At 74.2% G+C, this 13598-nt stretch carries 12 protein-coding genes; 10 read left to right on the plus strand and 2 right to left on the minus strand.

The window, feature by feature from the left end:
- Positions 1-111 precede the first annotated feature (111 nt).
- Complete coding sequence (groL, locus tag RHODO2019_RS02555) at positions 112-1740, plus strand: chaperonin GroEL (protein WP_265383483.1); 1629 nt, start codon at positions 112-114, stop codon at positions 1738-1740.
- A gap of 93 nt (positions 1741-1833) precedes the next feature.
- Here groL and RHODO2019_RS02560 read toward each other — a convergent pair whose 3' ends face one another.
- Positions 1834-2127 (minus strand): WhiB family transcriptional regulator, encoded by a 294-nt coding sequence (locus RHODO2019_RS02560; protein WP_265383484.1) that lies wholly within the window; start codon positions 2125-2127, stop codon positions 1834-1836.
- Between the two features lie 348 nt (positions 2128-2475).
- Here RHODO2019_RS02560 and RHODO2019_RS02565 point away from each other — a divergent pair, with 348 nt between their 5' ends.
- The 5 genes from RHODO2019_RS02565 (at position 2476) to RHODO2019_RS02585 (ending at position 6757) form a co-directional block, all read left to right on the plus strand.
- A complete protein-coding gene (locus RHODO2019_RS02565) occupies positions 2476-3504 on the plus strand; it encodes a MerR family transcriptional regulator (RefSeq protein ID WP_265383485.1) in 1029 nt (342 codons plus the stop codon).
- Entirely contained in the window at positions 3501-4421 is a 921-nt protein-coding gene (locus tag RHODO2019_RS02570) for a hypothetical protein (protein ID WP_265383486.1), read from the plus strand. Before RHODO2019_RS02565 ends, RHODO2019_RS02570 begins: the two co-directional genes overlap by 4 nt.
- A 51-nt stretch (positions 4422-4472) precedes the next feature.
- A complete protein-coding gene (locus tag RHODO2019_RS02575; RefSeq protein ID WP_265383487.1) occupies positions 4473-5069 on the plus strand; it encodes a response regulator transcription factor in 597 nt (198 codons plus the stop codon).
- Positions 5070-5232: 163 nt separating this feature from the next.
- Positions 5233-5838 (plus strand): sigma-70 family RNA polymerase sigma factor, encoded by a 606-nt coding sequence (locus RHODO2019_RS02580; protein WP_265383488.1) that lies wholly within the window; start codon positions 5233-5235, stop codon positions 5836-5838.
- Positions 5831-6757, plus strand: a complete 927-nt coding sequence (locus RHODO2019_RS02585; protein ID WP_265383489.1) for a hypothetical protein — start codon at positions 5831-5833, stop codon at positions 6755-6757. Before RHODO2019_RS02580 ends, RHODO2019_RS02585 begins: the two co-directional genes overlap by 8 nt.
- 1 nt (position 6758) lies before the next feature.
- On the opposite strand, the gene RHODO2019_RS02590 is transcribed toward RHODO2019_RS02585, so the two are convergent.
- A complete protein-coding gene (locus RHODO2019_RS02590) occupies positions 6759-7148 on the minus strand; it encodes a DUF5319 domain-containing protein (RefSeq protein ID WP_265383490.1) in 390 nt (129 codons plus the stop codon).
- 146 nt (positions 7149-7294) lie between these two features.
- Here RHODO2019_RS02590 and guaB point away from each other — a divergent pair, with 146 nt between their 5' ends.
- From guaB to guaA, 4 genes are all read left to right on the plus strand, one after another.
- The gene (gene guaB / locus RHODO2019_RS02595) at positions 7295-8818 is read left to right on the plus strand and encodes an IMP dehydrogenase (protein ID WP_265383491.1); all 1524 of its coding nucleotides are present in this window, start codon (positions 7295-7297) and stop codon (positions 8816-8818) included.
- A gap of 65 nt (positions 8819-8883) precedes the next feature.
- Complete coding sequence (locus RHODO2019_RS02600) at positions 8884-10035, plus strand: GuaB3 family IMP dehydrogenase-related protein (RefSeq protein WP_265383492.1); 1152 nt, start codon at positions 8884-8886, stop codon at positions 10033-10035.
- Positions 10036-10121: 86 nt separating this feature from the next.
- Positions 10122-11888, plus strand: coding sequence for an FAD-dependent oxidoreductase (locus RHODO2019_RS02605; protein ID WP_265383493.1), 1767 nt, complete (start codon positions 10122-10124; stop codon positions 11886-11888).
- Between the two features lie 100 nt (positions 11889-11988).
- Positions 11989-13578 carry a glutamine-hydrolyzing GMP synthase gene (gene guaA, locus RHODO2019_RS02610; RefSeq protein ID WP_265383494.1) on the plus strand — a complete coding sequence of 530 codons (1590 nt, stop codon included), beginning with the start codon at positions 11989-11991 and terminating at the stop codon, positions 13576-13578.
- Positions 13579-13598 lie beyond the last annotated feature (20 nt).

The raw sequence follows: 13598 nt of genomic DNA on the forward strand, positions 1-13598 counted from the left end.
CAACCGCACCCGCCCCGGCGGTCCGTCGACCGGACCCCGGGGCGGCGTGCGTCACGCACCTCCAGCGGGCCACGGCGCCCGCTCCTCCACCACCCAGGAGAGCCACCAGACATGTCCAAGCAGATCGAGTTCAACGAGAGCGCCCGCCGCGCGATGGAGCGCGGGGTCGACAAGCTCGCCGACACGGTGAAGGTCACCCTCGGACCGCGTGGGCGCCACGTCGTGCTCGCCAAGAGCTTCGGCGGCCCCGTCGTGACCAACGACGGCGTCACCATCGCCCGGGAGATCGAGCTCGACGACCCGTTCGAGAACCTCGGCGCCCAGCTCGCCAAGAGCGTCGCCACCAAGACCAACGACGTGGCCGGCGACGGCACCACCACCGCCACCGTCCTGGCCCAGGCCATGGTCCGCGCCGGGCTGCGCAACGTGGCCGCCGGGGCGAACCCGATGGCCATGGGCACCGGCATCGCGGCGGCTGCGGACGCGGTGTGCGAGGCCCTCGCGGCCGCCGCCACCCCGGTCAGCGGCAAGGACGCCATCGCCCAGGTCGCCACCGTCTCCTCGCGCGACGAGGTCATCGGCGCGATGGTCGGTGAGGCCATGACCGCGGTCGGCGTGGACGGCGTCGTCACCGTCGAGGAGTCCTCCACGCTGAGCACCGAGCTCGAGGTCACCGAGGGCGTGCAGTTCGACAAGGGCTACATCTCGCCGTACTTCGTCACCGACACCGAGTCCATGCAGGCCGTGCTGGAGGACACCTACGTCCTGCTGCACCGCGACAAGATCAGCGCGCTGGCCGACCTGCTCCCGCTGCTGGAGAAGATCGCCGAGTCCGGCAAGTCCGTGCTCATCATCGCCGAGGACGTCGAGGGCGAGGCGCTGTCCACCCTCGTGGTCAACGCGATCCGCAAGACGGTCAAGGCCACCGCGGTCAAGGCGCCCTTCTTCGGCGACCGCCGCAAGGCGTTCCTGGACGACCTCGCCGTCGTCACCGGCGCCACGGTCATCTCGGCCGAGGTCGGTCTCTCGCTGAAGGAGGCCGGGCTCGACCTGCTGGGCTCCGCGCGCCGCGTCGTCGTCACCAAGGACGACACGACGATCGTCGACGGCGCGGGCACCAGCGAGGACATCGCGGGCCGGGTGGCGCAGCTGCGCCGCGAGGTCGAGGCGACCGACTCCGACTGGGACCGCGAGAAGCTCGAGGAGCGCCTCGCGAAGCTCGCCGGCGGCGTGGCCGTCATCAAGGTGGGTGCCGCCACCGAGACCGCGCTCAAGGAGCGCAAGCACCGCGTGGAGGACGCCGTCGCGGCGGCCAAGGCCGCGGTCGAGGAGGGCATCGTCGCCGGAGGTGGCTCGGCGCTGGTCCAGGCCGCGCTGGTGCTCGACGGCGGACTGGGACGCACCGGGGACGAGGCCACCGGTGTGGCGGTCGTCCGCACGGCCCTGTCGGCCCCGCTGTACTGGATCGCGACGAACGCCGGCGAGGAGGGCTCCGTCGTCGTGAACAACGTCGCGGAGATGGCGGCCGGTGGCGGTTTCAACGCCGCCACGCTGACCTACGGCAACCTGCTCGACGACGGGGTCGTCGACCCGGTCAAGGTCACCCGGGCAGCGGTGACCAACGCGGCCTCGATCGCGCGGATGATCCTCACGACGGAGAGCGCCATCGTCGAGAAGAAGGAGTTCGTCGCGGACGAGACCCCCGCGGGCGGTCACGGCCACGGGCACGGCGGGCACTGATCTCGCTGGTCCCCGGGATCGTTGATCCCGGGGACCACGGACGCACGAGAGGGCGGCACCCGGTGGGTGCCGCCCTCTCGTGCCTGGCCGTGCTCAGATCGCGAGCTCGCGGCCGGCGGTGCGGACGGCGCTCTCGCGCTCGGACTCCGACATGCCGCCCCAGATGCCGTAGGGCTCGTGCACGGCCAGCGCGTGGGTACGGCACTGCGCCAGGACCGGACAGCGCGCGCACATCGCCTTGGCGCGGGCCTCGCGCTGGGCGCGGGCCGGTCCGCGCTCGCCGTCGGGGTGGAAGAAGAAGGACGAGTCGACCCCGCGGCAGAGGCCCTCCATCTGCCAGTCCCAGATGTCGGCGTTCGGTCCGGGCAGTCGTCGTACGTCGGCCATGTCATCTCCTGCGGTGCGGCGGGGTCTGGGGCGTCTGGTAGGTCGCTGGCATTGACGGTATGCCTGCCGATGAAACGAACCAACCATTGTTCACATCTGACTTTTCCGGAGCAGTCCGGGCCGACGACACGGCCCTCGGGCGCCCCGTTGCCCTCCCCGAACCCCGTCACGAAGGCTGCCCGCTGCAGTTCAGTGCCGGTTTCACGGGTGGTGCGCCCGCACCTGCGGGGTCAACCGTAAAGCTGTTCGCGAGCGGGCCACGAGTTGTGCAGGGGTGCTGCAGGGGAGACACTGCTCACGCGATTGCCGAACCGTCGACCGCGCGCTGATCTAGGAGGTGGGTGTCCGGTGAGTGCCGTGCCCCCCGCGGTGGACGACGATGGTGCGGTGCTGCCCCCGGGGGAGCCGACCGGACTGCGGCTGACGGTCTCGGCGGTGGCCCGGCGCATGGGGGTCGCCCCCGCAACCCTGCGCACCTGGGACCGCCGCTACGGACTGGGACCGGGCGAGCACTCCTCGGGCACCCACCGGCGCTACGCCCCCGAGGACGTCGCGCGGCTCGAGGTCATGCAGCGGGCTCTCGTGGAGGGCGCGACGCCCGCCGAGGCCGCTCGGCTGGCCGTGTCCGGTCCGCGCCCCGCGGCAGCTCCGACCCGCGGCCCGGCCACACAGCTCGCGTCCGTCCGGAGGCCGACGGCGCCCTCGGTCGAGCACGAGGACACCGCGCCCGGTGTCGGAGCCGGTGCGGCGCTGCGGATGCCGGGCGCCGGACGACAGGCGCGCGGGCTCGGGCGCGCGGCGCTCGCCCTGGACGGGGACGTGACGGTGCGGCTCCTGCAGACCTCCGTCCACGACATCGGCGTCATCCGCACCTGGGACGAGGTGGCCCGGCCGGTGCTGCGGGCGGTGGCCGACCGGTGGTCCCGCACGGGGCTCGGCATCGAGGTGGAGCACATGCTGTCCGAGGCGGTCACCTCGGTGATGGCTCGGGTGGCCTTTCAGAACCACGCCCCGGCGTCCGTCCGTCCGGTGCTGCTGGGATCGATGCCCGGCGAGCACCACTCCCTGCCGCTCCGGGTGCTCGCCGCCACGCTCGCCGAACGGGGTGTGGGAGCCAGCCTGCTGGGGGCGGACCTGCCCGGCACGGCGCTGGCCGCGGCGATCACCCGCACCGCACCGTCTGCGGTGTTCCTCTGGTCGCAGGCGCCGGAGAGCGCCGATGCCGCCCTGGTGGGCGGTCTCCCGCGGACGCGACCGCGCACGCGCTGCTACGTCGGTGGACCCGGCTGGGACACGTCAGTGCTGCCGAGGGCGGTGGTGCCGCTGGGGTCGCTCGGCGAGGCCGGCAACGTGCTCACGGCGGCCGCCGGTCTGTGACGACGCCCGCCCGCGACCGCGAGGTCCTGCGTGCCGCGGCCCTGGGCGGGGAGCCCGGGTGGCACCCGCTGCCGCCGGCGCACGACGACGAGGGCCGGTGGTGGCGGGCCGTGGCCCTGGGCGGTCAGGGGCGCTACGCGGCGGCGGCGGCGGAGCTCGAGCGGCTGGGTGCACCGACCACCGCCGTGGGGCTCCGGTCGCTGGCCCTGAGCACCCGCGGGTCGCACCTGCGCCAGCTCGGCGGGCACCTCCTCGCGCGTCGGTTCGACGGACGTGCGCTGGCCCTGGCCGGCGGGGTGCCTGGGCGGGCGGGGGCCACGGCACGGTCGGACGCCCTGGTGGGGCTGGCGGCCGACGCGCTGGGGCCGGGTCGGGTGACCCTGGCCCGTCGGCTGCTGGCGCAGGCGGCCCAGGGCCTGGCCGGCGCCGACGAGCGCTGCGCCGTCAGGTGGCACTGGGTGGCGGCGGAGACGGCGCTGTGCGGCGACGAGCGGGACGAGGCGGCAGCGCACGCGGGCACCGCGCTCCGGCTCGCCGCGTCGACGGGGTCCGTGCGGCACGAGCTGAAGTCCGCCCTCGTGGTCGCCGCCGCCACCGGGTCGGGCGAGGCGGCGCACCGGGTGCGGACCGCCGCCGCCCAGCACGACCTGCTGCCGCTGCGCTGGGCCGCGACGATGCTGCTGCTCGCGCTCGACGGCCCCCGGTCCGGGTCCCCGGCCGAGGGAGGGTTGCGCCACGAGAACACGGTGAGTCATGCCATCCTCACCCTGCGGGGTGGAGGGCTCCCGGGCGCTCCCACACCCCGGGACCTGGTCCGTTCCTGGTCCACGACCGCTCCGACCGGTCGCGTGCCCCCGGCACGGGTCCGCGCCGGCTCACCCGACCGGGGTCAAGGTGGGGTGGAGGTCGTCCGATAGGGCGAGGGAGCGGGAGCCGTCGGCGGCGCCGCACGAGGTGGAGGAACGACCGTGACCACTGTCATCATCTGCGACGATCGCAGGAATGTCCGCGAGAGCCTGACCAGGGTGATGACAGCCGTGCCCGGCGTGACCCGGATCGACACCGTGAGCAGCGGCGACGAGCTGCTGGCCCGCTACGGCCGGTCGCCGGCCGAGGTCGTCCTGATCGGGACGCAGCGCGCCGTGGCCGCCGGGGTCGAGGCCACCCGTCGCCTCGTCGGCGCGCACCCGCAGGCCAACGTCATCGTCTTCGGCGCGCCGGACGACGCCGGGAGCATCTCCGCGGCCATCGCCGGCGGGGCCCGGGGCTACCTCCGCTGGGACGCCACGCGCACCGAGCTGGTCGCGGCCCTGGCCCACACCTTGTCGAGCTCGTCGGTCCCCGCGCCCCGTCCGTCCTCCGACACGGGTGTACGCCTGACCGAGCGCGAGATGCAGGTGCTGCGGGGCATGAGCCAGGGCAAGAGCAACGGGCAGATCGGCCGCGAGCTGTACCTGTCGGAGGACACGGTCAAGACCCACGCCCGACGGTTGTTCCGCAAGCTCGGCGTGCGCGACCGGGCCCAGGCGGTGGCGCACGGCTTCCGGCGCGGCCTCGTCTCCTGAGCGCTGCGCCGGCGGCGTCCGGCCCTGCGTCCCGGCCGCAGCGGCCGCCGGAATGGGGTACCGAGCAGCGGATACGGTGGACTTCGGCCCACCATCCGGTGGGAGCACCGCCTCGCACCGCACGGAGCGTGCCCGTGCCGTAACGCTGGGACCCGTCCCGTCGATGGAACAGCAGGGGGATCCGCTCGACGAGTCGGTCGCTGCCGCCGTGCAGGGTGACCGTTCGGCGCTCTCCCGTGTCCTCGAGACGATCAGGCCCGTGGTCGTGCGGTACTGCCGCGCGCGGGTCGGGCCCGGGGACAGGGTGTCCGTGTCCGCCGACGACGTCGCGCAGGAGGTGTGTCTCGCCGTGATCACCGCACTCCCGCGGTACCGCGACCAGGGGCGGCCCTTCATGGCGTTCGTCTACGGCATCGCTGCCCACAAGGTTGCCGATGCCCACCGCGGTGCGGCGCGCAGCCGGAGCGAACCGGTGGCCGAGGTGCCGGACGCCCCCACGGTGGAGGACGGTCCGGAGCAGCGGGCGGTGGACACCGACGCGGCGCGCCGCATGTCCGAGCTGCTGGACACGCTGCCCGAGCGCCAGCGCGAGATCCTCGTGCTCCGACTGGTGGTGGGGCTCTCGGCGGAGGAGACCGCGCAGGCGGTGGGGGGCACCGCGGGATCGGTCCGCGTCGCCCAGCACCGGGCGCTGGGCAAGCTGAGGACCGCGGTGGCCGGGTCCGGCGCTGCGGTGGGACCAGGGAACGAGGGCAGCACGGGTGGGTGAGCGCGCACCGCAGGCGTCGGACGAGGACGACCGCGAGCCGTCGCTCGCCGCCGTCCTCGCCGCGGACCGCGTCGTGGAGGCGGTGGGTTCCGGAGAGCTGACCGCGGTCGACGCCTCCGACGAGGTCGTCGCCCTGCTGGTCGCGTGGCGCGACCGGGTCGACGCCGGAGCCCTCCCGCTGCACCCGGACCTCGACGAGGCCGAGGTAGCCCTCCGTGCGGCCACCCGGCGCGGCCGGTTGCGGGTGCCGCTGCGCGCCCTCTCGCCGGTGGCCGCCGCGGCCGCGGCCGTGGGCATCGCGCTCACCGGCGTCGGCTGGGCCGCGCACCAGTCGACCCCCGGCGACCCGCTGTGGGGCGTCTCCCAGGCGTTGTTCGTCGACCACTCCCGGTCGGTGCAGGCGGCGGCCAGCGTGACGGCCGAGCTCGCGGAGGCCGAGACCGCGTTCGCGTCGGGCACACCGGAGAGGGCGCGCACGGCCCTCCAGCGCGCTGCGGCGGACCTCCCCTCGGTGGGGACCGACGAGGGCCGGAAGGACCTGCAGCGACGACACTCTGAGCTCGAGGCCCGCCTGGTGCCCTCCGCCCTCCCGGCGCCCGCACCCACCAGCCTCCTGGCCACCACCACGACCACCACCACCACCACCACCACGACGACGACCACGCCGCCCCCCGAGCCGAGCGTCCCGACAGCGCCGCCGGTGACGACGACCGCAGCTCCGCGGCCGACGACGGATCCGGCCGCCCCCACCCCGCTCAGCACCACGCCGACCACCACCGGCGCTGCGCCGACCACGGATCCGGTGCCGACCACGGACCCCGCGTCCAGCACCACGCCGACGACCACGGCTCCCGCCACTCCGAGCCGGAGCGCGAGCGGGGCGACGCCCGGCGACCAGGGGCTCCCGACGGGCGGGTAGCTCAGCGGCCGGCGTCGTGCCCGGTCACGGCGTCGGCGTAGCCGCGGCAGTAGTCCCAGGTGACGTAGGCGTCCGAGCTCGGGTCGAACGCGGGCTCGTGCGGGCGGACGGTGCCGTCCACGAGCAGCTGCAGCAGGTTCGCCCGGAGCATGTCCCAGTCGTGGTAGTGCTCGGACTGGCAGTCCTCGCAGGTCACGACGAGACCCCGCAGGCCGCGCTGGGCCAGCAGCGACTCGTAGACGGCGAGGTCCTCGAGGTCCTCCTCGACCGCGCGCTGCTCCTCGGCGTCCAGCGGCTCGCCGGGCTCGAGCGCGTCGAGGGCGGCGCAGGGATCGGCGGGGTCCCCCGCGAAGGGGTCCGGCGGGAGACCGGGCGGCAGGTGGTCGCGCACGGGACCACGGTACGCAGGGGGAGTGCACGACGGCCAGCGCGGACGCGGGGAGCCCGCCGCCGACGACCGATACGATGGGGCCCTCCCCGCGGAGACCAGCCAGGTCCTCGGCGCGGGAGCGCCCACACCCTGGAGGGTCCGTACACATGAGCAGCGCGGCAGGACCGGTCGCCACCGGCGGCGACGACCACGGCAAGGTGGCCATGCTCGGTCTCACCTTCGACGACGTGCTGCTCCTGCCGGCCGCCTCGGACGTGGTCCCCAGCGGCGTGGACACCTCCACCCAGCTCACCCGCGGGATCCGGCTCCGCGCGCCGCTGGTCAGCGCGGCCATGGACACCGTCACCGAGTCGCGGATGGCCATCGCCATGGCTCGCGCGGGCGGGATGGGCGTCCTGCACCGCAACCTGTCGCTGACCGACCAGGCCCGGCAGGTCGAGACCGTGAAGCGCTCCGAGGCGGGCATGGTCACCGACCCGGTCACCTGCTCGCCCACCGACACCCTGGCCGAGGTCGACGCCATGTGCGCCCGCTTCCGCATCTCGGGGCTGCCGGTGACCGACGCGGCCGGCGAGCTCGTCGGCATCATCACCAACCGCGACATGCGCTTCGAGCTGGACCAGCAGCGCCCCGTGGCCGAGGTGATGACCCGGGCGCCGCTGATCACCGCGGAGGTCGGCGTGACGGCCGAGGCGGCGCTGGGCCTGCTCCGTCGGCACAAGCTGGAGAAGCTGCCGATCGTCGACGGTCACGGCGCCCTGCGGGGGCTCATCACCGTCAAGGACTTCGTCAAGACCGAGCAGCACCCGGACGCCACCAAGGACGCCGACGGTCGCCTGCTCGTGGGCGCGGCCGTGGGTGTGGGCGAGGACGCCTGGGCGCGGGCGATGGCGCTCGTGGACGCCGGCGTGGACGTGCTCATGGTCGACACCGCGCACGGTCACAACAGCCAGGTCCTGCAGATGGTCTCCAAGCTGCGCGCCGAGGTCGGCGACCGCGTCCAGGTGGTCGGCGGCAACGTCGCGACGCGGGAGGGGGCCGCGGCGCTGGTCGAGGCGGGGGCCGACGCGGTCAAGGTGGGCGTGGGCCCGGGCAGCATCTGCACCACCCGGGTCGTGGCCGGGGTCGGGGCGCCGCAGATCACGGCGATCCTCGAGGCCGTGGCGGCCTGCGCGGCCGCGGGCGTGCCCGTGATCGCCGACGGCGGCATCCAGTACTCCGGGGACATCGCGAAGGCGCTCGCGGCCGGGGCCGGGACGGTGATGCTCGGCTCGCTGCTCGGCGGTACCGCCGAGGCCCCCGGCGAGCTCATCCTCGTCAACGGCAAGCAGTACAAGACCTACCGCGGGATGGGCTCGCTCGGGGCGATGCAGAGCCGCGGTGACGCCCGCTCGTTCAGCAAGGACCGCTACTTCCAGGACGACGTGCTCAGCGAGGACAAGCTGGTCCCCGAGGGCATCGAGGGCCGGGTGCCCTTCCGGGGGCCGCTGAGCACGGTCACCCACCAGCTGCTCGGCGGGCTCCGCTCGGCCATGGGCTACACCGGTTCCTCGACCATCGAGGAGCTGCAGCGGGCGCGGTTCGTGCAGATCACCGCGGCCGGGCTCAAGGAGAGCCACCCGCACGACATCACCATGACGGCCGAGGCGCCGAACTACACCGTTCGCTGACCACTCGGACGACCACCACCCGAACAACCACCACCCGAACAACCAACGTGAGGAGGGGCCCGCGCGTGCGCGACCTCGTCGAGATCGGGATGGGCCGCACCGCCCGTCGCACCTACGAGCTGGACGACGTGGACATCGTCCCGTCCCGGCGGACCCGATCGTCCCAGGACGTGTCCACGGCCTGGCAGCTCGACGCGTACCGGTTCGACCTGCCGGTGCTGGTGCACCCCACCGACGCCCTGGTCTCCCCGGCCAGCGCCATCGAGCTCGGACGCCTCGGTGCGCTCGGCGTGCTCAACGCCGAGGGACTGTGGGGCCGGCACGCCGACGTGGCGGCAGTGGTGGAGCGCATCGTGGAGCTGGCCTCGCTCGCCGAGGACCCCGCAGAGGTGGTGCGCCTGCTGCAAGAGCTGCACGCCGCCCCGCTGCAGACGGACCTGCTGGCCGCGGCCATCGCGGAGGTGCACGACGCCGGCGTGGTGACGGCGGTGCGGGTGAGCCCACAGAACGCCCGGTCGCTGACGCCGATGCTGCTCAAGGCGGGCATCGACCTGCTGGTCATCCAGGGCACCATCATCTCCGCCGAGCACGTGGGCGGTGGCGGCGAGCCGCTGAACCTGAAGACCTTCATCGCCGAGCTCGACGTTCCCGTGGTCGCGGGCGGGGTCAGCGACCACCGGACGGCGCTGCACCTCATGCGGACCGGTGCGGCGGGGGTCATCGTCGGCTACGGCTCCACCGAGGGCGCCACCACCACCGGCGAGGTCCTCGGCATGGGGGTGCCGATGGCCACCGCCATCGCGGACGCCGCGGCCGCACGCCGGGACTACCTGGACGAGACCGGCGGGCGCTACGTGCACGTCATCGCCGACGGGGACATCCACGGCTCCGGCGAGCTGGCCAAGGCCATCGCCTGCGGCGCGGACGCCGTGGTGCTCGGCGCGCCGCTGGCCGTGGCGGCCGAGGCCCCCGGGCGGGGCTGGTACTGGCCGTCCGCGGCGGCCCACCCGTCCATGCCGCGCGGGGCCGTGCTGGGCGTCGCCCCGCTCGAGAGCGCGCAGGAGCGCCCGAGCCTGGAGCGCGTGCTGCGCGGGCCCTCGGACGACCCCTTCGGCTCGCTCAACCTCATCGGGGGGCTGCGGCGGTCGATGGCCAAGGCCGGCTACTCCGACCTCAAGGACTTCCAGCGGGTGGGGCTGACCGTCCGCGCCCGCTGACCGTCGCGCAGGGCGCAGCTGTGGGTTACCGTCGACAACGGTTACCCACCAGTAGGGTCCGACGACGATCAGGAAGGCCCGCGACCATGCGTGCACGCACTCCCTCCACGGCCGTCCCGGCCCCGGACACCCAGGTCCTGGTCATCGGCTCCGGCTTCGGCGGCAGCGTCGCGGCCCTGCGCCTGCGGGAGAAGGGCTACTCCGTCACCGTGCTCGAGGCGGGCCGCCGCTTCGCCGACGAGGACATGGCGACGACCAGCTGGGACCTCCGCCGCTTCCTGTGGGCGCCCCGGCTGGGGATGTTCGGGGTGCAGCGCATCCACCTGCTCCGCGACGTGCTCATCCTGGCCGGCGCCGGGGTGGGTGGCGGCTCCCTGAACTACGCCAACACCCTCTACCAGCCCACCGAGCCGTTCTTCCGGGACCGGCAGTGGGCCCACATCACCGACTGGCGCGAGGAGCTCACCCCGCACTACGAGCAGGCCCAGCGCATGCTCGGAGTGGTCACCAACCCCACCCACACCCCGGCCGACGTGGTCATGAAGGCCGTCGCCGAGGAGATGGGCGTGGGCCACACCTTCCACCCGACCCCGGTCGGGGTGTACTTCGGCGAGGCGGGCAAGACCGTGGCCGACCCGTACTTCGGCGGGGTGGGTCCGGAGCGCACGGGGTGCACCGAGTGCGGCTCCTGCATGACCGGCTGCCGGGTGGGGGCCAAGAACACGCTGCTGAAGAACTACCTGGGTCTCGCCGAGCGGGCCGGCGCACACGTGGTGCCCATGACCACCGTCACGAGCCTGACCCAGCGCCCCGACGGCACGTGGCAGGTGTCCACCGAGCGGACCGGGTCCTGGTTGCGCAAGGGCCGCCGCACGGTCAGCGCCGGGCAGGTGGTGGTCGCCGCGGGGTCCTGGGGCACCCAGAACCTGCTGCACGCCATGAAGGACAGCGGCCGGCTGCCGGACCTCTCGCCCACGCTCGGCCGGCTCACCCGCACCAACTCGGAGTCCATCGTCGGCGCGGGTGCCTACCGGGTGGACCCGGACCGGGACTTCACCCAGGGGGTGGCCATCACGAGCTCGTTCCACCCGGACGAGACCACGCACATCGAGCCCTGCCGGTACGGCAAGGGGTCCAACGCCATGGGCCTGCTGCAGACGCTGATGACCGACGGTGGTGGACCGGTCCCGCGGTGGGTGAAGTTCCTCGGCGTGGCCGCGCGCCATCCCCGCCAGCTCGTCCGGATGATGTCGACGAAGGACTGGAGCGAGCGCACGGTGATCGCGCTGGTGATGCAGAACCTCGACAACTCCATCACGACGTTCACGAAGAAGGGTCTGCTCGGGCGCCGGCTCAGCAGCGAGCAGGGCCACGGCGAGCCCAACCCGACGTGGATCCCGGCGGGCAACGACGCCACCCGGCGGATGGCCCGGCACATCGGCGGGGTGGCCGGCGGCACCTGGGGCGAGATCTTCGACGTCCCGCTGACGGCCCACTTCATCGGGGGCTGCGCCATCGGTGCCGACGCCGACCACGGCGTGATCGATCCCTACCACCGGGTGCACGGCTACCCGACGCTGTCGGTGGTGGACGGCTCCGCCATCTCGGCGAACCTCGGGGTCAACCCGTCGTTGACCATCACCGCGCAGGCCGAGCGTGCGTTCTCCCTGTGGCCGAACGCGGGGGAGGTCGACGCGCGCCCCGAGCAGGGGGCGGCCTACCGGCGGGTGGAGGCCGTGGCGCCGCGCAGCCCGTTCGTGCCCGAGCACGCCCCTGCTGCGCTGCGGCTGCCGCTGGTGGCCGTGCGCCAGGGTGCGGCGGCCACGGTGGCGGCGCCGGTCGCCGGGTCGTGAGCTCCGCCCCGCGGCCGCAGGTGGGGGCGCGCTCGGGGGTGGTCGGCCCGCTGCCCCCGCGGTGGACGTGCCCCTCGCCGCCGCCATCTAGGCTCGGAGCGTGCCTGCCCCCACCCCCGACACGCCGCCCACCGACGCCCGGCCCGTCCTCGTCGTCGACTTCGGGGCGCAGTACGCCCAGCTGATCGCGCGCCGCGTGCGCGAGGCCAACGTGTACTCGGAGGTGGTGCCGCACACCACGTCCGTCGCGGAGATGATGGCGCGCAACCCCGCGGCCGTGGTCCTCTCGGGCGGCCCGTCCAGCGTGTACGCGGACGGGGCGCCCCGGCTCGACCCGGCCCTGTTCGACGCCGGCGTTCCCGTGCTCGGCATCTGCTACGGCTTCCAGGCGATGGCCGGGGCCCTGGGCGGCACCGTGGCGCACACCGGGACGCGGGAGTTCGGCCGGACCGAGCTGACCACCGAGGGCGGGGTCCTGCACCAGGACCTGCCCACCCGCCAGCGGGTGTGGATGAGCCACGGGGACGCGGTCACGCAGGCCCCGGCCGGGTTCACCGTCACCGCCAGCTCCCCGGGCGCCCCGGTTGCCGCCTTCGAGGACCTGGACCGCCGGCTCGCCGGAGTGCAGTACCACCCGGAGGTCCTGCACACCGCGCACGGCCAGCAGGTGCTCAGCCGGTTCCTGCACGAGATTGCCGGCATCGGGTCCACCTGGACGGCCGCGAACATCGCCGAGGCACTCGTCGAGGGCGTCCGCGCGCAGGTGGGCGACAGGCGCGCCATCTGCGGCCTGTCGGGCGGGGTCGACTCCGCGGTGGCCGCCGCCATCGTGCAGCGCGCCATCGGTGACCAGCTGACCTGCGTCTTCGTCGACCACGGGCTGCTGCGCGCCGGCGAGCGCGAGCAGGTGGAGCAGGACTTCGTCGCGGCCACCGGGGCTCGCCTGGTCACCGTGGACGCGGTGGACACGTTCATGGCCGCCCTCGCCGGCACGTCGGACCCGGAGACCAAGCGCAAGGCCATCGGCCGCGAGTTCATCCGCAGCTTCGAGGGTGCCACCGCGCAGGTCCTCGGCGACGCGGCGGCCGACGGGGCGACCGTGGACTTCCTCGTCCAGGGCACCCTGTACCCGGACGTGGTGGAGTCCGGCGGTGGCGCCGGCACCGCGACCATCAAGAGCCACCACAACGTGGGTGGGCTGCCCGACGACCTCGAGTTCGCGCTGGTGGAGCCGCTGCGGCTGCTGTTCAAGGACGAGGTGCGGGCCGTCGGGCGAGAGCTGGGCCTGCCGGAGGCGATCGTGGGCCGCCAGCCGTTCCCCGGGCCGGGACTCGCCATCCGCATCGTCGGCGAGGTGACCCAGGAGCGGCTGGAGATCCTGCGCGCCGCCGACCTCATCGCCCGCACCGAGCTCACCGCCGCCGGCCTGGACGGCGAGATCTGGCAGTGCCCGGTGGTGCTGCTGGCTGACGTGCGCAGCGTCGGGGTGCAGGGCGACGGCCGCACCTACGGCCACCCGATCGTGCTGCGGCCGGTGAGCAGCGAGGACGCCATGACGGCGGACTGGACGCGGTTGCCCTACGAGGTGCTCGAGCGCATCTCCACGCGCATCACCAACGAGGTGGCCGAGGTCAACCGCGTGGTGCTGGACGTGACGAGCAAGCCGCCGGGCACCATCGAGTGGGAGTGAGCCACCAGCTCTGAGCCCGC

The sequence above is a fragment of the Rhodococcus antarcticus genome (assembly GCF_026153295.1).
In the GTDB taxonomy this organism is placed as follows: Bacteria; Actinomycetota; Actinomycetes; order Mycobacteriales; family Mycobacteriaceae; genus Rhodococcus_D; species Rhodococcus_D antarcticus.